We start from the raw sequence: 24,991 nt of genomic DNA, 5'->3' as shown, positions 1-24,991 counted from the left end.
AGCGGGTTCCGGGCCCGGTCGGCACGCGCGCGCCGGCCGGAGCTATTAGTGGAAATAATACCGGGCGGCTCCCGGCTGAATCGGCCGCGGCAGGCGGTACAATCTTCGGGGGTGGGTTCGGGCGAATTCGCCGTTACTGTACCGAAACCGTCACGAGGTGTGCGGTGCGTACTTTTTCCGTGTTCGGGGGAATTCTTGCCCGCCGGGTGACCGGTTGGCCGGCCGTCGCGCTCGTCGGGGCGGCTTTCGCGGTGGTGATGCTCGGCGCCACGCTGCCGACGCCGCTGTACCCCCTCTACCAGGAGGCGTTCGCCTTCGGGGAGTTGGTCACGACCCTGGTGTTCGCCGTGTACGCGGCCGGTGTCATCGCCGCCCTGGTGCTGGCCGGGGGCTGGTCGGACCGGATCGGCAGGCGGCCGATGCTGCGGGCGGGGCTGGCGCTGTCCGCCGCTTCCGCCCTGGTCTTCCTCTTCGCCGACGCACCGGGCTGGCTGTTCGCCGGCCGCGTGCTCTCCGGGCTGTCGACGGGGATCTTCGCCGGGACGGCGTCCGCCGCGATCGCGGACCTCGCGCCGGGGGTCGGCAAGGGCCGGGCGAGCCTGGTCGCGGCGGCGGTGAACACGGGCGGCCTCGGTGTCGGGCCCGTGCTGGCCGGGGTGCTCGCGCAGCACGCGCCGCACCCGCTGGCCCTGTGCTTCGTCGTGGACCTCGTGCTGGTGGCCGTGGCGGCCGTCGGGGTCGAGGCCGTGGCGGAACCCGTGCGGCGGGTCGGGTCACCGCGGCTGCGCCCGCAGCCGATCGTCGTGCCGGCCGAGGTCCGCGGCGTGTTCGCCCGGGCGGTGGTCGCCGGGTTCGCCGGGTTCGCGGTGCTGGGGTTGTTCACCGCGGTGTCGCCCGCGTTCCTGGGCACCGTGCTGCACAACACCGATCACGCGGTCACCGGCCTGGTGGTGCTGGTCGTGTTCGCCGCCTCGGTCCTCGGCCAGGCGTGGTCCTCGGTCCTCGGCACGCGGCGCGCCCTGGCGGCGGGGTGCGCCGGCCTGGTCGCCGGCGCGACCCTCGTCGGGGCGAGCCTGCCGGCCGCCTCGCTCGCGGTGCTCGTCCTGGGCGCGGCGGTCGCGGGGGCCGGGCAGGGGCTGACCTTCCGGGCCGGTCTCGGGTCGGTGGTGGAATCCTGCCCGCCGGACCGGCGCGGCGCGGTCACCTCGGGTTACTTCGTGGCGTTCTTCACCGGTATTTCGGTTCCGGTGATCGGCGTCGGGACCGCCGCGGAGGCATTCGGACTGGTCGTCTCCGGCACGGTGTTCGCCGCGCTCCTGGCGATTCTCGCCGCCGTCGCCCTAGTGCTGACGGTTCGCGCCGGGCGGGGCTGAGGCCGGGGCGCACAAATCGTCGAGGAGGTATTCACGCGATTCGGCGCCGCCGTTTCGCCCTGCCGCGGCCCGGAGCTCCGCCCGGCGGATCTTGCCGGACATCGTTTTCGGCAGCGCGCCGAATTCCAACCGGCGGATCCACTGGTGCGGGGCCAGGTGCTCCTGCGCGTACCGCAGGATCGATCGCGCTACCGCCACCGACGGCGGGCACCCCTCGACCAGCGTGACGAACGCCTTCGGGACCACCAGGCCGATCGGGTCGGGTGCGGGGACCACCGCCACCTCGGCCACGTCGTCGTGCCCCAGGAGCACGCTTTCCAGCTCGAACGGGGAGATCCGGTAGTCGTAGGACTTGAACACGTCGTCGGAGCGCCCGACGTAGGTGAGGTAGCCGTCGTCGTCCCGCCGGCCGATGTCACCCGTGTGGTAGTGGCCGCCCGCGAACGTCTCCGCGTTCTTCTCCGGCGCGCCGACGTACCCGGGCATCACCCCGACCGGCCGGTCGGCGAGGTCGACGCAGATCTCACCCTCGTCGCCGGGCTCGCCGGTGAGCGGGTCCAGCAGCGCGATCCGGTAGCCGGGCAGGGGCTTGCCCATCGAACCGGGCCGGACGGGCAGACCCGGGGTGTTGCCGATCTGCGCCGTCGTCTCGCTCTGGCCGTAGCCGTCCCGGACGGTGAGCCCCCAGGCCCGCCGGACCCGCTCGATCACCTCGGGGTTGAGCGGTTCGCCGACGCTGCCCGCGTCGCGCAACGCGTCCGGGCGGCGTCCGAGGTCGTGCTGCAGCAGCATCCGCCACACGGTCGGCGGTGCGCAGAAGGTGGTGGCCCGCTGGGTGGTGAGGGCGTCGAGCACGGTCGGCGCCGACGCGGTGCCGGTCCTGACCGTCAGCAGGGTCGCCTCCGCGTTGAACGGCGCGAAGAAGCTGCTCCAGGCGTGCTTGGCCCAGCCGGGCGCGGAGATGTTCAGGTGCCGGTCACCGGGGCGCACGCCGGTCCAGTACATGCTGGACAGGTGGCCGACCGGGTAGCTGGTGTGCGTGTGCAGGGCCAGCTTGGGCCGTGACGTCGTGCCCGAGGTGAAGTACAGGAAGAGCGGGTCGTCCGCGCGGGTGGTGCCGTGCGGGGTGAAGTCGGCCGACTCGGCGTAGGCGTCGCCGTAGGGGGCCCAGCCGGGGACGGGTGGCCCGACGCCGACGCGGGTCAGGCGGTCGGCGATCCCGGTGAACCGGTCGGCGAGCGCGCTGTCGGTGACGACGTGCGTGACGCCGCCCCGCCCGACGCGGTCGGCCAGGTCGGTGGCGGAGATCGTCGTGTAGGTGGGGATGACGACCGCGCCGAGCTTCATCGCCGCCAGCAGGACCTCCCACGTGGCGAGCCGGTTGTCCAGCATGACGAGGACGCGGGTGCCGCGCGCCACCCCGCGGCCGCGCAGCCAGTTGGCCGCCTGGCCGGACCGCGCGGACAGCTCCGCGTAGGTCGACGACGCCACCGAGCCGCCGTCCACGACGCGCAGCGCCTCCCGGGTGCTGTCCCGGGCGACGGGGTCGAACCAGTCGAGGGCCCAGTTGAACGTCTCGAACCGCGGCCACCGGAACCGGGCGCACGCGGCGTCGTGGTCCTCGCCCAGCTCCAGCAGCAGGTCCCGGGCGGCGCGGAACCGCTCGGTGTCACCGGCGGCCATGGTCGCCACCCGCCGAGCAGGCCAGCCGCTGGTCGGCGCGGATCTCCCCGGCGCGGGCGGACCCGTTCGCCGCGGGCAGCACGACCCCGGCGGCCGGGCCGGCCAGGACGTCGCCGGCGACGGCGTCCGCGTCGGCGTGGAACGCGCTCAGCGGTCCCGGCCGCCCGTTGCCGATCTGGGTGAACCACCGCAGGTTCTCGGTGGGGATGCCGAGGACGTACAGGTCCGGGTTCGCCCGCCCGTCGGAGCCGATGGCGTGGAACGGCGCCCGGGTGGTGGACACCGCCCCGGTGGCGAAGACGTCGTCGGCGCACGAGCTGGCGTTGACGTACTCGGAGATCAGGCCGTCGGCGAGCAGCTGCCGGGTCAGCGGCGAGGCGTCCTGCCGCACCGAGGGCCGGGGGATGCGGGCGTCGATCAGCGTGCCGACCACCTGGCCGGGCCCGGCGACCTGGGCCGAGTCCAGCAGGAAGCCGTCCGGCGCGGTGCCGACCCGCAGGGCCGGCCCGACCAGGTGCAGCACCCCGGCCTCGACGAGCGCGCGGACCTGGGCGAGTCGGATCGCCGGCGGACCGGCGGAGACCATCGTGTTGATCGGGGTGAACCAGCCGACGAAGTCCTCGCGGTGCGACCGCGGCCGCAGGCCACCGTGGTCCACCGCCGCGCGAACGGCGCCGCGCAGGTCCCGGAGGATGTCCAGCGCGGCCTTGACCGGCCCGTGCACGTTGCCCCGCAGGGCTTCCGCCAGGTCCTGCCCGAGCAGCCCGAGCACGTGCCGGTGGTACTCGGCCGGGTCCGCGAACCGCCGGTCGGCGAAGGGCCTGGCCATCCGCTCCAGGTCGATCCGGGCCACGTGCGCGATGCCCAGCTCGACCAGTGCCTTGTCGACGAGGTCGGCCGCCTTCCCCCCGGCGCAGGACAGGTGGAGGCGGGCGAACCGGCGGGCGGCCTCCTCGCCACAGCGGTCGCGGATCAGGGTGGTGTAGTAGACGTGCTCGACCTCCAGCTGCAGCAGCGGCAGCACGTCGCGGCGGAAGTCGAGCTGGGCGGACCCGGTTTCCCGCCGGGCCCGGTGCCGGGCTTCCGCGACCGCGCCGCGGGTCAGGAACTTGGCCTCGTACCGGTACTTCGGGGCCTTCTGGTTCACCCCGCGGGCGAGCATGGGCAGGCCGCTGCGGGAACCGGCGAACACGCGCGGCTCGCGGCCGCTCGGCCGGTAGCGCTGCTCGCCGGCGGGGCCGGGCTCGAACTCGCCCCCGCGGCCGACGGTCAGCGCCATGACCACGTCCAGGAAGGTCAGCCCCAGCCCCAGGACGCCGACCGGTTCGCCCGCCCGCACCGGTTCGAGGTCCAGGTCGGCGGCCGAGTCGCCGCGGACGTACCGCACGCCCGGCCGGCCGGCGGCGTGGTCGAGCAGTTCCCGCTCCCACGGCCTGGGCGCGGTGACCGGGTGCCCGGTGGTGAGCACGAGCTTGTCGGCGAGGACGATCCGGCCCGAACGGGCGACCAGGCGCAGCCGGCCCTCGTGCCGCTCGACGCGCTCGACCCGGGACCGCGCGACGTGGATGGTCACGTTGTCCGGTTTGTGCGCGACGAGGTTGTCGAACACGTCGCACAGGTACCGGCCGTAGCACGCCCTCGGCGCGTAACCGTTCTGCCCGAGCTCGGCCCACCGCGGCCCGGCCCGGCCCGCCGAGAGCCACTCGTGCAGCGAGGGCCCGGCACCCGCTCTCGGCGGCCCCTCGTCGGGGTCGCCCGAGTACATGCTCACCTCGCCGGCGGGGGTGTTCATCAGGAACCAGTCGGGCTGGTCCGTGCGCCAGATCCGGCCCGCGCCGTGCTCCCCGGGGTCGAAGACCCAGATCGACACGGCGGGGCCCCGCCGTTCCGCGAGCCGCACCAGCAGGCGTTCGAGGACGGACAGCCCCCGTGGCCCCATGCCGACGATCGCGACAACGAGTTCAGAGTGGATCTTCGACACGTGGGGCTCCCCCTGGTTTCCGGTAATTGCGTGTGGTGGTCGGGCACCGCGGTCAGATGACACCGGCGACCGGCCGGGTGTCCGCCGGGGTCCCGCCGAGCTTGAGCCGCCCGAGCAGCGGGCCGGTCATGGCCGTCGTCACCAGGGTCATCGCCACGAACATGACGAACAGGTCCGGCCCGATGATGCCGAGGGACAGCCCCGTGGAGACCACCACGAGCTCGGTCAGGCCGCGGCAGTTGACCATGACGCCGAGACCGAGCGACTCCCGCCACGTCAGCCTGGTCAGCCGGCCGACGAGCGTCGTCGTGCCCACCTTGCTCGCGACGGCGACCAGGACCATCAGCCCGCAGAGCAGGAGGTCCCGCAGGTCGCCCAGGAACCCGATGCGCATGCTGAACCCGATCACCGCGAAGAACAGCGGGAGGACGAGCGCGACCCCGCGGCCCACGGTGCGCCCGAGATCGCGCACCACGCCGTTCTCGCGCGGTACGACCGCGCCGACCAGCAACGCCCCGAAGATCGCGTGGATGCCGATCCAGTCGGTGACGGCGGCGCCGGCGAGCGCGCACAGCACCAGCACCGCGATCGCGATCCGCCGACCGCCGGCGCTGTGCTCGCCGATGGCCAGGAACCGGCGCAGCGCCGGGCGGACGACGGTCAGCGTCACCGCGGTGAACAGGACCAGCCACGCCGCGGTCGGGACCACCGCGGCCGCGGAGCCGCCGTGCGCCAGCGCGACGACCACGACCAGCAGGCACCACGAGAGGGCGTCGCCGGCGCCGGCGGTGGCCAGGCCGAGCGTGCCGATCCGGGTTCGGATCAGGTCGTGCTCGGCCAGGATGCGGACCAGGACGGGGAACGCGGTGATGCTCATCGCGGTGCCGACGAACAGGAGGAACGGGACCGGGCCGACGCCGGCCGGCCGGTAGTCCGCGAGCAGGCCCGCCGCGAGCAGGAGGCCGCAGCCGAGCGGGACGACCACCATGCCCGCGCCCAGCGCGGCCACCCGCCCGCCCGACCCGCGCAGCAGGTCCAGCGGGAGGTCGGTGCCGAGGAGGAAGACGAAGTAGATGATCGCCAGCTGCGCGATCAAGCCGAGCTCGGGGACCAGGTCGGCGGGGAACAGGGCGTGCTGGACCGCCGGCGCGAACTGGCCCAGCAGGGTCGGTCCGAGTGCGATGCCCGCCGCCATCTCGCCGATGACCCGCGGCTGGCGGCACCGGGCCGCGACCCAGCCGCCGAGGCGCCCCACCGCGATGATCACCACGACCGCGAGGAGGAACCGCGGGACGAGCACCCAGCCGCCGTGCCCCAGGTTCCCCAGCTTTCCGAAGGTGGGCACCGCGTGGACCATCCCGACCGCGATCACCGCCAGGAGCGCGACGGCGGCGGCGACGTCGCGCCCGCGCTCCGCCGTCCTCCGCCGTGGCGGGGGCACCGCTTCCCGATCGGGGTTCTTCCCCCGGGCTGCTGCTTTCATGGACCTCGGCTCCTGGAGTACGGCTACGAGATGAAGTCGTAGGAGAGGAAGGAGGTGTCGTCGTCCTCGGCCCAGGTCCCGTACCGGCGCATGCCGTACAGCAGTGGCGCGGGCGTGCGGAGGCTGGTGATCCCGACGATCTCGGCCATCACGACGACGTGGTCGCCGACCTCGTGCCCGGCGCTCACCGCGCAGTCCGCGATGGTGTGCGCCGCGTCGACCAGGTGCGGGCCGCCGTCCGGCGCGGCGACCCACGGGATGCGCTCGAACCGGTCCGGGGCGCCCGAGGCGAACAGCTCGGCGGTCGACCGGGCGTTGCGGTGCAGCAGGTTCACCGCCAGGGCCGAGCTCTCCAGGACGGCGTCCAGGGTGGGGCTGCCGCGGCGCAGGCACACGAGCAGCGACGGCGGGTCGGGGGCGACGCTGCACAGCGACGTGCACGTCATGCCCCAGGGCCTGCCGTCGCGGGCCTGCGCCGTGACGACCGAGACACCCGTGGGGAACCCGACCATCAGGCGTCGCACGTCGACGTCGTGGCGCCGCGGTGACGAGGTCCCCGCTCCCGGGGGGCGGCTCACGAGCTCTCCTCCGCCTTGGCGACGGCCATGTTCTCCAGCGCGTTGAGCATCCGCGGCCCGATGTCGGCCGGCGCGCTCGTGCGGGCCCACAGCTTGGCCCCGTCGATCCGGTCCGGGGTCATGTGGTAGCAGCCGTTCTCCGGCAGGCCGAACTGGTCCGCGTACGGGAAGAAATCCGCTTTCCGCACGGAGTCCAGGATTTCCGCGGCCGCGGCCGACGGCGCCAGCGCGCCGCGTTCGACGGACTCGCACAGCTCCCGGGTCCGCGTGCCCAGCCGGACGAAGCTCTCGCTGATCGGCAGCGGGGACCCCGGGTGGCCGTACTGCTCGGCCTCGACGAAGACGTTGTCGTCGCCGGTCTGCCGGAACCGGTGGTGGGCGTCCTCCAGCATCATGTTGCCGCTCATCGTGCCGAGCATCCAGGTGCGGTTGACGGCGTTCCACAGCTCGTAGTCGCCGAACCCGACGAACGAGCTGTAGACCAGGTCGTCGTGGAAGTCGAACAGGCCCTGCTGCAGGTCCTCCACGTAGGCGAACCGCCCGGTCGACCAGTCGCCGTCCCGCGACGCGTCGATCAGCCGCCGGCCGAGGGCGTTGACGACCGCGAGCGTGTTGGCCAGCCCGCGGGAGTAGAGCGCGTCGATGAACCCGGCGGCGTGCGAGGTGAGGCAGTACCGGTCGCCGACGACCTTGTGCGTCGAGTACTGCAGCCGGCCGGTGGAGACCCACGGCCGCACCGCGCTCGCACCCTTGAACTGCCAGGCGATCTCCGGGAAGCGGGCGAGGAAGTCGGCGAACTCGCGCTCGGGCGGCAGGTCGCCCTTCGGGTACTTGCGCGGGTCCAGGGTCAGGCCCACGCTACACAGGGGGTTGAGCGCGCCCGGGTGGTTGTCGAACGGGATCACCCAGAGCCACCCGCCGTCGAAGACGTGGTGCAGCGTGCCGTGGTGCCACGGGTTCGGCTGCGCGTGGTGCTCGGCGGTGGGCGACTCGTCGAACGGGCGCACCCCGATCATGTGCGTGAACAGGCACCGCGAGTGCGTCCTGGCGCGCGTCGGCGTCTCCCGCAGCTCGAACCGCTCGGCCAGCGGCGACCGGTAGCCGCTGCCGTCGACGACGTAGGCGGCGCGGAACTCGTCGCCGCGGTCCGAGCGCAGCACGACCCCCTCGTCGGGATCGATGTCGACGTCGGTGACCCGGGTCGCCAGGCGGGCCTCGGCACCGTACTTCACCGCGACGTGGAACAGGTAGGCGTCGATGTCCTGGCGGAACAGGTGCGACTCGGTGCGGAAGGCGATGGGCACCACCAGCTGGTTGACCTGCCGGGGGTCCTGCGGCTCGCCCTCCCGGTGGTAGACGAAGCCGAAGTTCTGCTTCCGCCCGCAGAAGGGGGAGACCCTGACGGTCCCGTCGTGGTTCGACAACGCCTTCAGCTCCGGCACCCGGTAGCGGTCGGCGATCAACCGCATCATCCCCGACGTGTAGGGGATGGTGGACTCGCCGACCGCGAACCGCGGGTGGGCGCCGGCATCGATGATCAGCACCTTCACCCCGTTGCGGGCCAGCACCGCACCGAGCATCCCGCCGGCCATGCCGCTGCCGAGGATGGCCACGTCGTACACCTCCGCCGCGGCGGGGTCGCTACCCGGCACCGCACTCACCGGTCCTTTCGTCGTTCGCTCGTCTGGTCCGAATGTTGGGGCTGCGTCGGGAACCGGGCCCCCGCGAGGGCCCGGGTCCCGGAATCGGGGGATGGGATTCGACGAACGCGCGGTGCGCTTGCCCGTCCGGTCGCCCGCCGCCCGGTGCCGACCCCGCGGGGTCAGGCCACCGGGCCCGCGGCGTTGGCCGCCTTGAGGCCGTTGGCGGCGATGTCGTCGGCGATGTCCATGCCGAGCCTGACCCCGCCGATGTTGCGCGAGAGGTCCACGTCGCCTGCCTCGTCCACGGCGAAGGAGTCGAACGACCAGTGCACCCCGAGGAAGACCCGGCTGAAGCCCTGTTCGATCATCATCTGCCACATCCCGCCGGGGAACGTGCGCGCGATGCGCGTCCGGACGTTCCCGGTGGTGTCGGTGCTGATCCCGTTGAGCTCGTCCGAGACGAACTCCAGGTTGTCCGCCAGGTTGTCGGGCCCGTTGTGGGTCTGGCCGTAGAAGTGCCGGACGGTCTGGAAGGCCGCCCCGCCCTCCGACGCGTGGCCCGACGGGTACGCCGGGAAGCTCGGCGTGAAGTTCCGCCCGCCGAGCACGTTGGTCGCCTGCGCGCCGAGCGGCAGCCAGAACGGGTCGGCGGCCGGGTCCAGCGCGGCGTCGCCCACGCCGGCCGGGCCGCAGGACGCGTCGTGCTCCCGGATGCCGAGGATCGGGCGCCACAGGTCGTACTCGTACTTGTCGGTCCACGCCAGGATGGTCGAGTCGGCGATGGCCGCGTTGACGAGGGCGAACAGCCGGGCGTTCTGCGCGGTGTCGTTGCCCTGGGCGACCGCGACCTTGCGGATGATCTGGTTGTACAGCCGCGTCGGCGTGCCGATGCCGCTGGCCGCCTCGTAGCCCCAGAACAGGCCGATGGCGGTCTCGTTGGGCGTGCGCCCGGCCAGCAGGTCGGCCGGGAGGGTGCCCATCAGGTGCGGGGCGATGCCCTTGGCGCGCACCTGCTTGACGGCCTGCTCGTACTCGGCGCTGCCCGGCTGCGGTGGCGCGTCGACGTGGTGGCGGGTGGTGGCCGCGAAGCAGGCGGACTGGGCGCCGTAGAACGGGCCGTAGAAGCCCTGGTCCGGGTTGTCCGGGTCCTGCCGGTGGTGCCCGGGGGCCACGGAGGTGCTGTGCCCGTTGTCGCCGAAGCCGGGGTCGTCCTTGCGGAGCGCGAGGATCTTGCCCGCGACCTTGCGGCCGAAGTCGTGGCCGTCCACGTCCGCCTTGCCGGCGACCAGGCCCGCCGCGGCGTGCCGCGCGTTGAAGAACGCCTTCTGCGTCGGGTAGAGCGCGCTCAGCGTGGCGTGGGCGGCACTGGCGATCGCCGCGGCGGCGTCGGCGTCGCCGGAGACCTCCGGCAGGTCGTCCCCCAGGTAGGGCTCGTACTGGCCGGTGTTGATGCCGAAGTAGGCGTCGTGCATGGCCAGGTGCACGATCGCGTTGCCGCGCGCCCCGCCGGGACCGCCGCGGACGCCGAGTTCGCTCGCCGGGCGCGTCGTGTGGCTGACCCGGTCGGCCTCGGCGGCGACTTCGTTCCAGTACAGGATGGGGTCCATCGGGTGTGTACCTCCGGGGGGTCGAGTGGCACCGCGGTGCTGGCTGGACGTTCGGCGCTCCACTGTCGCCGCGCCCGGATGCGGCGGCATGAGTAGTCGGCTACTCACCTCCCGGGGGTGCCGGCCCGCAAAAAGAAGAGGCGGCCTATAGGTATCTGTGCCAGGCTTCGCGGCTCTGTTACCGGTGATGTCATCGGCGGGGGGAGCCTCGGATGAACGGCACGGCCCCGGTGCGCCACGACCCGTCCCCGTCCGCGACCGGGTACTGGCCCCTGGTGGGTCGGACCGAGGAGCTCAACCGGATCTCCGCCTCGATCCGCCGCCGCAACGGGTCGGCCGGGGTGGTGCTGATCGGCGCGGCGGGGGTGGGGAAGACCCGCCTGGCGCAGGAAGCGCTGGCGGTGGCCGAGCAGCGGGGCGCACTGGTCCGGTGGGTGGCGGGCACGGCTTCGGCGCGGACGTTGCCGCTGGGCGCCTTCGCGGCGACCCTGAAGCTCGCCGACCTGGACCCGACCAGGGCGGTGCCCGAGGCCGCCGAGGCGTTGCTGGCGGACGCCGGCCCGGCGGGGGTGGTCGTCGTGGTGGACGACGCGCACCTGCTGGACGAGCTGTCCGCGGTGCTGGTGCACCAGCTGGTGCTGCGCAAGGCGGCGGGCGTGCTGCTCACGCTGCGCACGGGTGAGCCGGTGCCGGACGCGGTGACGGCGTTGTGGAAGGACGGGCACCTGCCCCGGCTGGAACTCGAACCGCTGTCCTGCCCGCAGACCGCGGCCCTGGTGGAGACGAGGCTGGGCGGCCCGGTGGACGACGCCGCGGTGCGGCGGCTGTGGTCCATCACCCAGGGCGACGCGCTGTACCTGCGGCAGCTGGTCGACCACGAGGTGGCCTCGGGCCGGCTGCGCGAGTCCGTCGGGGTGTGGCGGTGGTCGGGTCGGCTCGACCTGTCGCCCGCGTTGCTGGAACTGGTGTCCACCCGGATCGGGGAGCTGCCGCAGCACCAGCTCGACGTGCTCGACGTGCTCGCGTTCGGCGGTCCGCTGGAGGTGCCGCTGCTGACCGAGCTGACCGGCACCCGCGCGATGGAGGAGATGGAGGCCCGGGGGCTGATCGAGGTCCTGCCGGACGGCCGGCGCTGGCGGGCCCGGCTGGCCGATCCGATGTTCGGCGAGGTGCGGCGGCGGCGGGCCGGCGCGCTGTACGCCCGGCGGCTGCGCCGGCGGATCGCCTCCGCGCTGGGCGCCGCGGGCGGGCGGCGGGCCGACGACGCGCTGCGCCGCGCGGTCCTGCTGCTCGACTCCGATGCGCAGCCCGAGGTCGCGCTGCTCACCGAGGCCGCCCGCCGGGCCGTCGAACTGGGGGACCTCGCCCTGGCCACCCGGCTCGCCAGGGCCGCGGTGTCCGCCGGCGGCGGCTTCGAGGCGCGGCTGCTGCTGGGCAACGCCCTCGGCTGGGCCGGTCGCGTGGCCGAGGCCGGTGGCGAGTGGGCCGCGCTGCGCGCCCTGGCCCGGACCGACCTCCAGCACGCGCAGGCCGCGGTGGCCCGGGCGAAGGTCCTGGCCTGGGCCGGTCGTCCGGTCGAAGCCGAGGCCGAGCTCGCCGCCACGACGGGCGACGAGTCCGCCGACCTCGTGCTGGCCGGGGTCCGCTCGGTGCTGGACGCCTACCTGGGGCGCACGGTGCGGGCCGCCGGAGCGGGTGCCGAGGTGCTCGCCCACCCGGGCTGCCCCGAGGCCGCGGTGCCGTCGGCGAGCTGGGGACTGGCGATGGCGAGCGGTGGGCGCGGCCGCCTCGACGACGTCGGGGCGGCCTTGCGGCGGGTCGAGGTCGAGGCGCCGGGGGTCGGGCTGCACGAGCGTGCCCTCGTGGTGATGTTCTCGGCGCGGGGGCTGCTGCTGGCCGGCCTGCCGGACCAGGCGGACCTCGTCGCGCGGCGGTTCCGCGGGTCGTGCACCGACTCCCCGGCCCGCCCGGTCGACGTCGTCACCAGTTTCATGGCCGCGGAGTCGGCGACCTTCCGCGGTCAGGTCGAGACCGCGGCACGCCGGTACCGCCAGGCCGTCGCGGCGCGGCACGGGACGGATTCCAACGGCTGGTCCTTCACCGGGCTGGTGGGCCTGGCCATCGCGCTCGGCATGCGCGGCGAGCCGGTCCCGGCCCGCCGGGCCCTGCTGGAGATGACGGCCGAACACCACCCCACGTGCGTCTACCTGGCACCGAACGTGCTGCTGGCGCGGGCCTGGGTGGTCGCCGCGGAGGGCGGGGTGAGCGAAGCCGCCACGGTGGCCCGCCAGGCGGCCGAGGTGGCCGCGTCGCAGGGCCAGTCGGCGGTCGAAGTCCTCGCGCTGCACACCGCGGTCTGCTTCGGCGACCGCACGGTGGCCGGCCGGCTGGCCCGGCTGGCCACCGAGGTCGACGGGCCCCGCGCCCAGGTCGCGGCCGCGCACGCCCGTGCCCTGGCCGCCGACGACGGTCCCGGCTTGCAGGCCGTCTCGGTGCGGCTGGAGCAGCTGGGCGCCCTGCTCGTGGCCGTGGACGCCGCGGCGCAGGCCGCGGTCGCCCACTTCCGGCACAACCGCCACGGTTCCGCCCAGACCGCGGCGGCTCGCGCCCGCAGGCTCGCGGAGTCCTGCGAGGGCGCCCGGACGCCGGCGCTGGCGGCGCTCACCGCGCCGCCGAAGATCACCCGCAGGCAACGCGAGATCCTCACCCTCGTCGCCGGCGGCCTGTCCAACGCCGACATCGCGCAGCGGCTGTTCGTGTCCGTCCGCACGGTCGAGAACCACCTCTACCGGGTCAGCACGAAACTCGGCATCTCCAACCGCGCGCAACTGGCCGCCCTGGTCGACGACACCGGCGCGGCCCGGGACCGGTTCGGGGGCTGATGGCCGGGCCCGGAGAACCCGCGTCGCCGCCGGTCGGCCTCAGTGGCGGGAGAACTGGGCGGTGCCTGCCTGGTCGACGCCGGGGGTGATCGGCAGCGCCGGCTGGGTCAGCGCTTGTCCGTAGAGGTCGGTGATCCGCAGGGGTGTGCCGCAGCCGGCGCCGTCGGGGGAGAGGAAGTAGTTGTAGTCGGTGCGGGTCAGCTCGCGCCAACCGGTGGCGGTCTGCGCTTCCAGGCGGGTGACGGGGTTGCGGTGGTTGCGCACCTGGATGCCGCACCACCAGCGCGTGGAGCCCTCCTTGTAGCGGAACGCGAGCGGGCCGGTGATCTCGGGGCTGACGAGCTGCCAGGAGATCGGCACCCGGCCCGCCGCGGGGTCGGCGACGCGGGCGAACGCCTGGGCGGAGAAGTCGATGTCGCCGGGTGCGCACTCGGGGCAGCGGTCGACGACCTTGACGGTCACGGTGCCGCGAGGGCCGGTGGCGCGCAGGTAGGCGCCGCACAGGGCCGAGCCGGCGTAGTCGGTGTGGTTGAGGGCGGCGATGGCGGTGTCGCCGCCGGGGTCGTAGGAGCAGTTGCCCTGGCCGGTGGCGCCGTAGTAGGTGCCCTCGCCGTGGTAGGTGGTGCCGGGCTGGATGGTGGTCACCGCGAGCATCGCGGCCAGCAGGAGCTTCATCGGCGAATTCCTCTTCGTCGTGGCCCGGCGCGGCGGCGAGACCGGCTGGGAGCGCTCCCGGGGAAGCTTAGGTGATCGCGTCGAGGTCGTGGAGCTGCTGGTGGGGGCGTGGCGGTGGGCACGCCCGGGTGCAGGTGGCGGGCGCCGTACCGGTCGATCTGCGGCCGGTGACCGGCACGGTGCAGGTCGGGCGGGCTCCTCCCGGTTACCGGGACGCATCCACCCGCAGGGGCGAACCCACCCCACGGGCACTCCGCCGGTCGCCGGGGCCCGCCGAACGGCGAACCCCGGCGACCGGCGGGGTCGCGCGGGTCAGGCCCGCGGGAGGGTGAAGATCAGGCCCTGGCTCATGGCCGACTGGATGCCCTGCACGTCCTTGGTGACGATCTTCGCCCGGTGCTGCTTGTCCGGCGTCAGCCCGGTGATGGTCACCTGCTTCTCCGTGACGAAGGTGACGTGCCCGCCGTCGAGGTACACGTCGTAGCCCGCGGTCGGGTTCCACCACGGAGAGGCGTCCCAGGTCAGCGTCACGGACGTCGGGGTCGTCGAGACCACCCGCGGCGCGCTCGGGCGTACCGGCCGCTCGATGAAGACCGACTGCGACCAGATGGTGCCCAGCAGGTCGTTCTGCGCGGGGTCGTGCGAGCAGGACGCGGTGACCGTGCCGAGGGGCGTGCCGTCGGCGCGCTCGGGGCGCAGCGCCAGCGTCAGGTCGTCGACGCGCAGGTCGTAGTAGCCCGCCGTGGTCAGGCGCTGCACCGGGAAGGCGCCCGCGGCCCGCACGGCGGTCCGCTGGACGTCCGTGATCCAGGTGGGCGCGATGGTGAACGCGGCCTGCGTGGTCCGCGTCCCGTCCGGGCCGACGATCCTCGCGTCGAGCTTCGCGGTGCTGTCGCCGTCCAGGCGCACCCCGCCGCCCACCGGCAGGGCCGGGCGCAGCTCGCGCAGGTCCAGGTCCACGTCGACGAGGGCGACGTCGTGGTTGGCGACGCTGTTCGGGCCCATGCCGTCGTTCGGCAGGCCGCCGACGACCCACGCGGTCAGCTCGACGGTCGGTCCGGCGGAGGTGGTGCAGGTGTAGTCCATCCGCACCGCGGTCGTCTCCGCCGACGCCGGGCCCGCGACACCCGTCAACGTCCCGGCGGTGAGCAGGGACAGGACGGTGACGCGGAATGGGGTCCATCTGTTGCGCAACTTCTGCGTCCTCTCGGTGTTCGCTCGCCCGCGAACAGTGTTCCGCAGATCACCCCGGATGCGGGTGAACCATTCAGTCGCAGCGGGGAGAAGGGGACTTTCGGGCATCCGCGGTTGGCTTCCCCGGTGCACCGGCGGCCTACCCGGTGGCGGTGGTCGGCTCGTCGACGGCCGCGCCGGGCTTTCACTCCACTGTGGAAGGAACGCGATGGGATCGCTCTTCGACCGCCCGGACGGCCACCCGGCACCGGTGGCGGACCCCGGCGACCCGGTCACCCGGCCTCGTCCAAGCTGGACGCTGGCCACGACTGCCCGTTCCGGACCTTCCGCGACCGGGTGTTCCGGGTGGACGTCCACCCGTCCCCTCCGCTCGGCACGGCCACGGGGTGAGGTTCGACGAGCGGGCCGGGGCGGTGGCGCGCCGCCCTGCCGGGGTCGCCCGGTGCGGATACGGTGGGGCCCGGTGTTCGACAGCCGGTGTTCGACGACCGGGTGTTCGCGGAAGGGGAGCGGGTTGGCTGGTCGGCGGTCGGCGTGGACGTCGCGGCTCCGGGTGGTGGTGGCGTCGCTGGTGCTGCTCGCCGGGTGCATGGCCGACTCCGCCGGTCCCGCGCCGAGCGCCGCCCCGGTGTCGGCGGAGGTCACCCCGCCCCCGACCGCGCTCACGGTGCTCGACGTCGGCGACGGCGGGGCCTCGGCGATCGCGACCAGCGCCGCGCTGTTCCGCAGCGCGCCCGTCGTCGTGGTGACCGGCGGCCCGGACCAGGCGGCGGCGGGCGGGATCGCGGCAAGGCTCGGCGCCCCGGTGCTCCTCGCGCCCACCGCCGGCCCGCCCGACGCCCTGCGCCGGGAGCTGACGAGGTTGTCGCCGCGGGCCGTGCTCGCCGTCGGCGCCGGTGCGCGCCCCGCCGCGGAGGAGGCGGCGGGGGCCGTGCCGGTGCTCGCCGTCGACCCCGCGACCCCTGAACCGCCCGAGGGCCTGCCCGACACCCGCCCGCCGGCACCGGTCGGGGTGACCGTCCTGGTCGACGCCGCCCGGGACGACGCGGCGGCCGCCGCCACGGCACGTGCCGCCGGCGCCCGGGTCGTCACCGTGCACGGCACCGACCCCAGGGCCGACCGGGCCGCGGCCGGGGCGCTGCGGACCGACCCGCCCGCGACCGTGCTGGCGGTGGGCGCGGGCTTCGGCCCGGCCGACCGGCTCCGGACCCGGCTGGAGGTGGTCCGCCGCGGCGTCGAGCTGCCGGGCGGCGGCCAGGTGCTGTTCCCCGGCAGGCGGCTGGTGTGCCTGTACGGCCACCCGGGCGCACCCGTGCTGGGTGTGCTCGGTGAGCAGGGCGTCGAGGGGGCCGTGGCGCGGGCGAAGGAGCACGCGGCCCGGTACGAGCCGTTGAGCGAGGTCCCCGTGGTGCCGGCGTTCGAGATCATCGCCACCGTCGCGCAGGGCGCGCCCGGCGCGGACGGCGACTACTCGGGCGAGGCGGACGTGGAGTCGCTGCGGCCCTGGGTCGAGGCGGCGGGCCGGGAGGGGCTCTACGTCCTGCTCGACCTGCAACCCGGCCGCGCCCGCCTGCTCGACCAGGCCAAGCGGTACGCGCCGCTGCTGGAGCTGCCGCACGTCGGGCTCGCCGCGGACCCGGAGTGGAAGCTCGGGCCGGACCAGGTGCCGCTGGCGCAGATCGGCGGGATGGACGCCGCGGAGATCAACGAGACCGCGGCCTGGCTGGCGGACCTGACCGCCCGCGCCGCCCTGCCGCAGAAGCTGCTGGTGGTCCACCAGTTCCAGCTGTCCATGATCCGCGACGAGCCGTCGCTGGAGACCGGCCACGACGAGCTGGCCGTGCTGGTCCACGTGGACGGCCAGGGCGGCACGGCCCAGAAGACGGCCACCTGGAACTCCGTGGTCGCGGCCCGGCCCCACGACGGCGTGCCGATGGGCTGGAAGAACTTCTACGACGAGGACCACCCGATGCTCACCCCGGAGCAGACCATGGCCTACCGACCGACCCCGGTGATGATCTCCTACCAGTGAGGCGCGGGAACGCCTTCCCGGTGCCGGGGGAGGTCACGGTCTCGGGCTCCGCCGGCCACCGAGGCCGAACCCCGCCGGGCCCGGCGGGGTTCGGTGGGCTGTTCGGTCGGGTGGGCGCCACCCGTGCCCTGTCCGGCTCCGGTGGGGCTGTTCGGTCGGGTGGGCGCCACCCGTGCCCTGTCCGGCTCCGGTGGGGCCTTTCGGCCGGGTGGGCGCCCCCGTGCCCTGTCCGGCTCTGGCGGAGCCGTTCAGTCGGGTGGGCGCCACCCGTGCCCGGCCGCTCAGTCCCAGGCGTCGGCGAGGGTGCGGGCGATCGCGGTGCCGAGGATGCGGACCCCCTGGGACGAGCGCGGGTCGATGTCGGTCAGCTCCCTGGTCCGGTGCAGCCGGTGGTCCAGGGTCCGCGGGTGGATGCACAGCGACTCCGCCGTGCGCTGCCGGTTGAAGTCGTTGCGGTAGTAGCAGTCCAGGGTGGAGATCAGGTCCGGACCGGTGGCGAGGCGCCGGGCGACCTCGCGCAACCACCGCTCGACGTGCGGCAGGTGCGCGACGGCGACCTCCACGAAGACGTCGGCCACCCCGTGCATCCGGCGCGGCGCGGCCTGCACGGGCGCGACCCGCGCGGCCTGCCGGGCCAGGCCCGCGGCCTCGGCCAGCCGGGGCACCCGCCCGGCGGCCCAGCCGACCGCGCACGGCCGGTCGACCAGCGTGGCGAAGTCCCGGACCAGCGCGAGCGCCTGCTCGTCGGCGGTGACCGGCAGCCACGGCGACCCGGTACCGCCGCCGGGCACCAGGGCGACGAACTCCGCCGGTCCGGTCCAGCTCATCGGCACCCGGTACCGCTTGAACAGGTGCTCGACGGCGTCGTCGCGCGCCGGCGGGCCACCGGTGGCCTCCGGGACGCGGATCACCACCACGGTGCAGTGCTCCAGCGGCGGCATGCCGAGGCTGGCGACCACGTGGCGGGCCATCGCGTCGTCCGCCAGCAGCATCCGCGCCAGCTGCTGGACCCGGTCGGTCACCCCCAGCGAACGCTTCTGCCCCTCCAGGAAGCCGCTGAAGTAGGCACTCGTGCCGACCTCGCCCTGCGCGCCGAACCACCGGGTGAGGCCGAGCAGGTCGGCCAGGTCGTTCGGGCCGGCCGCGGTGTGGATCTCGTGCAGCACCAGGGTGCAGTGCAGCACCACGGCCCGCCGCGCCGAGGTCAGCGAGACGCCCTGCGCGCCCCGCAGCCGCCCGATCGAGGTGATGCGGGCGCGGTCCTGCTCGGTCAGCGGCCGCGCGTCGGGTGCCAGGGCCGCCGCCCTGCGCCGCAGCCACACCGCGTGGTCCAGCATGGCGGCCTTCGCGCCCGGGTCGGCCGCCACGGCCCGGTACTCGGGCAGCTCCCGCCGGTAGGCGGCGACCTCGTCGCGGGCGTTCGCCTCCGCTTGTTGCTCCAGGGCAACGAAAAGACCCCTCATCACCACTCCCTGTCCGTGGAGGTCGTGCCGCCGGTCGAACGGGCGTTCCGGTCCCGGCGGGAAGCGCCCGCCGACGACGGCACGGGATCGGCCACCAGGCGGTGCGGGCACCTCTCGCGCGCGGCGGCAGAACGCGCCACGACGGGCCGCGGGTTGTCGCGAATTCACGAAGCGCGGTGGGCGGGGGGCTTGGCAGGCTGGCGCCCACATCGCCGTTGCCCCTCCGGGAGACTCCCCATGACCCGCTCCCGACGCCGCGTGCCCGCGCCGCTCGCCCGCACCCCCGCCGCGGTCGGCGCGACCCCCGCCGCGGTCGGCGCGACCCCCGCCGCGGTCGGCGCGACGCCCACCGCCGTCGGCCCGGCCGGCGCCGCGCCACCGGCCCACCCCTGCGACGACCCGCCGACCGGCGTGGACCTCCCCGCGCCTGGACGGGCGTCGACGGCGGCCCCGGCGTGGACCGGTGCGGCGCCGAGGTCGAGGTCGACCGCGAGTTCTGACCCCCGGCGGCCGGACCACCCCCGTGAGGGCGTCGCCCGGTGCCGCCGGCGGGGGCGCCGCGGTGGCCGCGACGCCACGTACCGGGGGGCGTGCCCCGCGGCGGGCGGTGCGCGATCGTCGCGGGCCGGCGGCTCGGTGCGGAACCCCGGCACCCCGCGCGGGCCCGGTCGGCGGGCCGCCGCGCCGGCCGCCTGGTCGAGGTAGGCCCGGCGCAAGCCCCGTCGGGCCCGGCGGGCCAGCGCGGACGCGCCGTTGGCGGTCAGCCCCAGCAGCGGGGCGACCTGCGTCGGCGTGCGGTCGCGGACCTCGGTGTGCCACAGCACCACCTGCCACCGCGCCGGCAGTCGCGCGAACGCGGCGGCCACCAGCATGCGCTCCACCGCCGGCCCGGCGGTGTCCTCCACCGGCGCCGCGACCGCCTGGTGCGCCTCCGCCGCGGACCCGATCCGGTCGTGGTGCCGGGCGTGGTCGCGGGCCGTGTTGCGCACCGCGGTGAACAGGTAGGCGCGGAACCGGCCGTCGGTGGGTCCGCCGCCGCGTCGCAGCACGGCCAGCACGCGGGTGAACGCGTCGGCCACCAGGTCTTCGGCGTCGGCCGGCACGCGGGCCACGTGCCGCGCCACGGTCATGGCCGCGCGGTGGTGCAGCACGAACAGCCGGGCGTAGGCGGTGTTGCTGCCCGCCCGCGCGGCGTTGACCAGTTCGTCGTCCTGCCGCGCCTGCTCGGGTGTCCCGGACATGGTGAACACACCCTCTCCCCTGAGCCCCGACGGTGGTGCGGGTGTTCCGGGCGCGGGAGGACGCCGTGCCCCGACCGCTGGTGCGCTCCGCGCCCCTCGCCCGGTGCGGCGGGCCGGTCCCACCGCACCGCACAGCGTGGCCGCCGGCTTCCGTCCGGTAACACGACGTCCTGCGAATCGCCTGTTCAGTGGTGCCGGACCGGGAGGGGCCGGCTTAGGCAGGAGTTCTTCGCGGCACCTGGTGGCGCGGGGAGGGGGAGGGCTGTGGCGATGGCGGTTGACCTGAGGGTGCTGGGCCAGGTCGAGGCGGTGGTCGACGGGGTGCGGGTGGACCTGGGGCACGCTCGGCAGCGGTGCGTGCTGGCGGTGCTGGTGGTCGAGGCCGGCCGGGTGGTGGCCACGGACCAGCTGGTGGACCGGGTGTGGGGGGAGAAACCGGCGCGACGGGCGCGGCAGCTGGCGAGCAACTACCTGTCGTTGCTGCGCCGCGCGCTGCTCGGTGCCGGGGTGGAGGGGGTGATCGAGCGGCGCGGCGGGGGTTACGTGCTGCTGGTCGACCCGGAGTGCGTGGACGTGCACCGCTTCCGGCGCCTGGTGGCCGAGGCGCGTGCCGAGGAGGACCGGGTCAGGGCGCTGGAGCTGCTGGAGCGGGCGTGCGGGCTGTGGCGGGGCGAGGCGTTGGCCGGGCTGGACACGCCGTGGATCGCCGGGGTGCGCCGGGGGCTGGAGCGGGAGCGGTTCGCCGCCGACGCCGACCGCATCGACCTGGCGCTGGAGCTCGGGCGGCACGCCGCGCTGCTGTCCGAGCTGACCGATCGCGCCCTGGCGCACCCGCTGGACGAACGCGTGGCCGCCCAGCTCCTGCTCGCCCTCTACCGGGCGGGTCGCCAGGCCGACGCCCTGAACCACTACCAGCGGCTGCGCGTCCGGCTGGCCGAGGAGCTGGGCGCCGACCCGGGGCCGGAGCTGCGCCGACTGCACCAGCGCATCCTGGCCGCCGACGCGACCCTGGCCGTCCCGGCGGCGGGGACGGGCCGGTCGCCGGTGGTGCCCCGGCAACTGCCGGCCGCGCCGGCGTTGTTCACCGGCCGCGTCCCCGAGCTGGCCGCGCTGGACCGCGCCCTGACCGGCGCGGACGACGAGCCGGGGAAGCCGGCGCAGGCCGGCACGACGGTGATCTCGGCGATCGGCGGTGCGGGCGGGATCGGCAAGACGTGGTTGGCCCTGACCTGGGCCAACCGCAACCTGGACCGGTTCCCCGACGGGCAGCTGTTCGTCGACCTGCAGGGGTTCAGCCCCACCGGGCGCCCCACCGAACCGGCCGACGCCGTGCGCGGGTTCCTGGCCGCCCTGGGCGCCGACCCCGACCGGCTCCCGGCGGACCTGGACGTCCTGGCCGCGCTGTACCGGAGCCTGGTCGCCGGCAAGCGGGTCCTGGTCGTGCTGGACAACGCCGCCGGCGCCGAGCAGACCGCGCCACTGCTGCCCGGCGCCTCCTGCACCGTGCTGATCACCAGCCGCACCAGGCTCGCCTCCCTGATCGACCGGTACGGCGCCCGCCACCTGTCGCTGGACGTGCTCACCCACGTCGAGGCCCGTGCCCTGCTCGTCCGGCGCCTCGGGGAGCAGCGGGTGGCCGCCGAGGCCGAGGCGACCGACGAGCTGGTCGAGCTGTGCGGGCGCCACCCCCTGGCCCTGGCGATCACCGCCCGCCACGCCACCACCCACCCGGCGATCCCGCTGGCCGAGTTCGCCGCCGAACTGCGCGACCTGGGCCTGGAGGTGCTGGACGACGACGACCCGGCCGCCAGCCTGCCCGCAGTGCTGTCCTGGTCCCTGCGCCGGCTCACCGACCAGCAGCGGACCGCGTTCGCGCTGCTCGGCATCGCACCGGGCCCGGACATCGACCTGGCCGCCACGGCCTCCCTCACCGGCCTGCCCCGGGCGCAGGCGCGCAAGGTGCTGCGCGTCCTGGAGGACCACTGCCTGCTCGACCGGCGCCCGCACGGCCGCTACGCCATGCACGACCTGGTCCGCGCCTACGCCACCACCCTCGCCCACGACCTGCCCGAACCGGAACGGCAGGCGGCGCTGGCGCGGGTGGTCGACTTCCACCTGCACACCGCCCACACCGCCGACCGCCTCCTCAACCCCCAGCGCCCACCGATCCGGCTCGACCCGCCCACCCCCGGCACCCGCCCGCACCGGCTGGAGGACCTGCCGACCGCCCTGGCCTGGCTGGACACCCACCACCCACACCTGCTGGCCGCCCAGCACACCGCCGCCGACCACCACCGCCACCAGGCGGTGTGGCACCTGGCCTGGACGCTGACCGTGTTCCACCGCCGGCGCGGGCACCTCCACGACGAGCTGGCCGTGTGGCGGGCCGCCGCCGACGCCGCCGACCACCTGCGCGACCTCACCGCCCGCACCCACGCCCACCGGAACCTCGGCCAGGCCCACGCCGCGCTGGGGCGGCACGAGCAGGCCGTCGAACACCTGCTCCGGGCCCTCGCCCTGGCCGAGGAGCACCACGACCCCACCCAGCAGGCCCACATCCACCACATCCTCGCGTGGGCCTGGGAGCAGCGGGAGGACTACCGGCGGGCCCTGGCGCACGCCCGCCACGCCCTGGAGCTCCTGCGGACCCTCGACCAGGCGGTGTGGGAGGGCCACGCCCTCAACGCGGTCGGCTGGTACTGCGCCCGCCTGGGCGACCACGACGCGGCCCGCGAGCACTGCCAGGCCGCCCTCGTCCTGCACCGCCGCCACCAGGACCCCGAGGGCGAGGCGGCCACCCTGGACAGCCTGGGCTACATCGACCACCACACCGGGCGCGACCACGAGGCCGTCCGCCACCACCGGCAGGCCCTCACCCTGTACCGCGCCCTCGGCGACACCACGGGGTGCGCCGACACCCTCGACCGGCTCGGCCACCCCCACGCCGCCCTGGACCAGCACGACCAGGCCCGCGCCGCCTGGCAGGAAGCCCTGGAGCTGTACCGGGAGCAGGGCCGCGACGCCGACGCCCGACGCGTCCAGCGGCAGCTCGCGGACCTCCGGCCGCAACGGGAGCCGGTCGGGCCGCCGGGCACGGCCGGGAGCGCGGCGAACGGGCGAGGCGACCACGACCGGTGGTGACCCACCGCGGTGCCGAGGGGGAACCGCTCACCGGAGCCGTTCCGGGGTCGGGCGGGTGCCGGTCAACCCCACCAGCACAGCGCCAGACCGCCGACGGAGGTGCGGATGAACGCGTGGGGCCGCTGCGACGCCGAGGGCGAGTCCTTCGCCGTGGTCACCCCGATCCCCTCGACGCCGCCTTCGGGCACCATGCCCTGGTTGGTCCAGGTCCAGGCGCTGCCCGTCCACTCGTTGACCCACATCTCGCCGTCCTCGCCCCGCACGAAGGCGTACGGCCGCTGCGGGGTCGACGGCGAGTCCTGGACCGACACCGCCCCCACCCGGTCGACCACCCGGCCGCCGGCGGGCCTGCCCTGGTCGGTCCAGGTCCAGGCGCTGCCGGTCCACTGGGTGAGCCACAGGTCCCCGTCGCCCCCGCGGACGAAGACCTGCGGCCGGTCGGCCGCCGCCGTCGCGCCCCTGAGGGTGATCGCGTCGACGGGGCCGGCGATGCCGCCCGCGGGCCGGCCCAGGTCGGTCCAGGTCCAGCCGCTCCTGGTCCGCTTGATCAGCCACAGGTTCCCGTCGTCCACGCGGACGAACGCGTGCGGGCGCTCGGCGTACGTGGCGCTGTCCCTGACCCTGGTCGTCCCGGCCGCGCCGAGGATGGTGCGGCCGGCCGCGCCTTGCTCGGGCCTGCCCTGGTTGGTCCAGGTCCAGCCGTTGCCGATCCACTCGTGGACCCACACGTTCCCGTCCTGCCCGAGGACGAACGCGTACGAGCGCTCGGACGAGGAAGGCGTGTCCTTGATCTCGACGACACCCAGTCCGGCGGCGATGCCGACGCCGGGCCTGCGCCGGTTGGTCCAGGTCGAGGTGTTGCCGGTCAACTCGTGGACCCACATGTTCCCGTCGGCGCCGAGGACGTACGCGTACGGGCGGTCGGGCCCGGTGGTCGAGTTCTTGATCCCGGCGACCCCCACGCCGCCGACGATCCCGCCCGCGGGCGCGCCCAGGTTGGACCAGATCCACGAGTTGCCGTCCGGCCAGTTGCCCCACAGGTTCCCGTCGGACCCGCGCACGAAGACGTACGGTACTTCGGTCGAGGTCGAAGCGTCCACAATGGACACCGCGCCGATCCGCTCGACCGCTTCGACCTCACCCGGCGTGCCCATGCTCGTCCACAGCCAGGCCGCCGGTGCCACGGGGTCGGCGTGCGCGGTACCGGCCGTCGCGACACCCAACAGCAGGGCGGACAACAAGTGGGCGACCCGTGCGAGTCCGCTGGACATGCGCTCCTCCTCGCTCTCGTCCCTGGCCGGTGCCGCCGGGACGGCGTGAACGCCGATGTGGGCCCTGATGGGGATGAGCACCCGATGACGGAGATGGTATCCGGCGCACCCGAGGCCCACCCCGGTTCCCGGAGCGGAAAACCCGGGCCCGCGCCGCCGTTCCCCCGTCCGCTCACCGCGCCCCGCCACCCGGCCCCGTCCCGCCGGAACCGGTCGACGCAGTTCCCCGCGCGGCGCGGCCGGGGGGACGTGCTGTCGGGCAACCGGGTGTCCTCCGGGGCGTCCACCGCGCCGGAGGAGCGTCGGGTGGCGCCTGAATCGTTCGGGCGGTTGGTTCGTGCGCGGGTGGGGAGTCGGATTTCGCCGGAGGTGTTGTTCGGCAGTCGCTGTTCGCGGTTTTGCGGCGCATTCCCGGTGGTGCGGCGAGGCACGAACTGCTGCGCCTCCACCACGAAAACCGGGCGGAGGCGGAGCTGTTCCCGGCGACCGCTCACCGGGTTGAGCACGGGACTGACCCGCCCATGACGCTGCCCGCACCGCGCACGCTGCCTACCGGGCGTCACGCGTGCCGCGCCGACGCCATTATCGACCCGACCCAGGGCCGGAATCATTGCCGGCGATCGCAGTAATTGTCCGATCCGCGCATTGCGCTGACCGGATCTAGCGGCCCCGCTAATGGGACCGGAATACTGGTCGCCCGGTGTTCCGCCGGCGGCCCGGCCGCGCTGGGGCAAATGGCGGACC

The 24,991-nt window shown here is 74.9% G+C and carries 15 protein-coding genes; 4 read left to right on the top strand and 11 right to left on the bottom strand.

All coding sequences use genetic code 11. The features are described 5' to 3' along the window. Window positions 1-164 precede the first annotated feature (164 nt). Window positions 165-1,373, top strand: coding sequence for an MFS transporter (locus EKG83_RS28995; RefSeq protein WP_228122259.1), 1,209 nt, complete (start codon window positions 165-167; stop codon window positions 1,371-1,373). Here the strand turns inward: EKG83_RS28995 and EKG83_RS28990 are convergent. The 6 genes from EKG83_RS28990 to EKG83_RS28965 form a co-directional block, all read right to left on the bottom strand. Then, on the bottom strand, window positions 1,341-3,056 hold the full coding sequence (locus EKG83_RS28990) for an AMP-binding protein (protein ID WP_033433877.1): 1,716 nt from the start codon (window positions 3,054-3,056) through the stop codon (window positions 1,341-1,343). The genes EKG83_RS28995 and EKG83_RS28990 overlap by 33 nt on opposite strands. Further along, window positions 3,043-4,995, bottom strand: a complete 1,953-nt coding sequence (locus EKG83_RS28985; protein WP_051766567.1) for an FAD/NAD(P)-binding protein — start codon at window positions 4,993-4,995, stop codon at window positions 3,043-3,045. The genes EKG83_RS28990 and EKG83_RS28985 overlap by 14 nt, the downstream gene beginning before the upstream one ends. Before the next feature lie 94 nt (window positions 4,996-5,089). Then, complete coding sequence (locus EKG83_RS28980) at window positions 5,090-6,520, bottom strand: cation:proton antiporter (protein ID WP_084716891.1); 1,431 nt, start codon at window positions 6,518-6,520, stop codon at window positions 5,090-5,092. A gap of 23 nt (window positions 6,521-6,543) precedes the next feature. Further along, the gene (locus EKG83_RS28975) at window positions 6,544-7,098 is read right to left on the bottom strand and encodes a flavin reductase family protein (protein ID WP_033433820.1); all 555 of its coding nucleotides are present in this window, start codon (window positions 7,096-7,098) and stop codon (window positions 6,544-6,546) included. Next, window positions 7,095-8,711 (bottom strand): NAD(P)/FAD-dependent oxidoreductase, encoded by a 1,617-nt coding sequence (locus EKG83_RS28970; protein ID WP_228122258.1) that lies wholly within the window; start codon window positions 8,709-8,711, stop codon window positions 7,095-7,097. The genes EKG83_RS28975 and EKG83_RS28970 overlap by 4 nt, the downstream gene beginning before the upstream one ends. 209 nt (window positions 8,712-8,920) lie before the next feature. Next, window positions 8,921-10,348, bottom strand: a complete 1,428-nt coding sequence (locus tag EKG83_RS28965; protein WP_051766569.1) for a vanadium-dependent haloperoxidase — start codon at window positions 10,346-10,348, stop codon at window positions 8,921-8,923. Window positions 10,349-10,560: 212 nt separating this feature from the next. Between EKG83_RS28965 and EKG83_RS28960 the strand changes: the two genes are divergently transcribed. Beyond that, window positions 10,561-13,230, top strand: a complete 2,670-nt coding sequence (locus EKG83_RS28960; RefSeq protein WP_051766570.1) for a helix-turn-helix transcriptional regulator — start codon at window positions 10,561-10,563, stop codon at window positions 13,228-13,230. A 39-nt stretch (window positions 13,231-13,269) separates the two neighbouring features. Here the strand turns inward: EKG83_RS28960 and EKG83_RS28955 are convergent, their stop codons facing one another. Together EKG83_RS28955 and EKG83_RS28950 are read right to left on the bottom strand one after the other, a co-directional pair. Further along, window positions 13,270-13,905, bottom strand: a complete 636-nt coding sequence (locus EKG83_RS28955; protein WP_051766571.1) for an expansin EXLX1 family cellulose-binding protein — start codon at window positions 13,903-13,905, stop codon at window positions 13,270-13,272. A 312-nt stretch (window positions 13,906-14,217) separates the two neighbouring features. Further along, complete coding sequence (locus tag EKG83_RS28950; RefSeq protein ID WP_033433822.1) at window positions 14,218-15,099, bottom strand: fibronectin type III domain-containing protein; 882 nt, start codon at window positions 15,097-15,099, stop codon at window positions 14,218-14,220. A gap of 514 nt (window positions 15,100-15,613) precedes the next feature. Between EKG83_RS28950 and EKG83_RS28945 the strand changes: the two genes are divergently transcribed. Further along, on the top strand, window positions 15,614-17,131 hold the full coding sequence (locus EKG83_RS28945) for a serine/threonine-protein kinase (protein WP_033433823.1): 1,518 nt from the start codon (window positions 15,614-15,616) through the stop codon (window positions 17,129-17,131). A 281-nt stretch (window positions 17,132-17,412) separates the two neighbouring features. Here the strand turns inward: EKG83_RS28945 and EKG83_RS28940 are convergent, their stop codons facing one another. Continuing rightward, a complete protein-coding gene (locus EKG83_RS28940) occupies window positions 17,413-18,594 on the bottom strand; it encodes a PucR family transcriptional regulator (RefSeq protein WP_033433883.1) in 1,182 nt (393 codons plus the stop codon). A 164-nt stretch (window positions 18,595-18,758) separates the two neighbouring features. Continuing rightward, window positions 18,759-19,835: an RNA polymerase sigma factor gene (locus tag EKG83_RS28935; RefSeq protein ID WP_153278521.1), complete on the bottom strand. Its 1,077-nt coding sequence runs from the start codon at window positions 19,833-19,835 to the stop codon at window positions 18,759-18,761. A gap of 270 nt (window positions 19,836-20,105) precedes the next feature. Here EKG83_RS28935 and EKG83_RS28930 point away from each other — a divergent pair, with 270 nt between their 5' ends. Beyond that, a complete protein-coding gene (locus tag EKG83_RS28930) occupies window positions 20,106-22,976 on the top strand; it encodes an AfsR/SARP family transcriptional regulator (RefSeq protein WP_051766594.1) in 2,871 nt (956 codons plus the stop codon). A gap of 62 nt (window positions 22,977-23,038) precedes the next feature. Here EKG83_RS28930 and EKG83_RS28925 read toward each other — a convergent pair whose 3' ends face one another. Beyond that, a complete protein-coding gene (locus EKG83_RS28925) occupies window positions 23,039-24,247 on the bottom strand; it encodes a hypothetical protein (RefSeq protein ID WP_153278520.1) in 1,209 nt (402 codons plus the stop codon). Between the last annotated feature and the right edge of the window lie 744 nt (window positions 24,248-24,991).

It is taken from the genome of Saccharothrix syringae (genome assembly GCF_009498035.1).
Taxonomy (GTDB): domain Bacteria; phylum Actinomycetota; class Actinomycetes; order Mycobacteriales; family Pseudonocardiaceae; genus Actinosynnema; species Actinosynnema syringae.
This window is presented reverse-complemented; position numbering and strand designations above follow the sequence as displayed.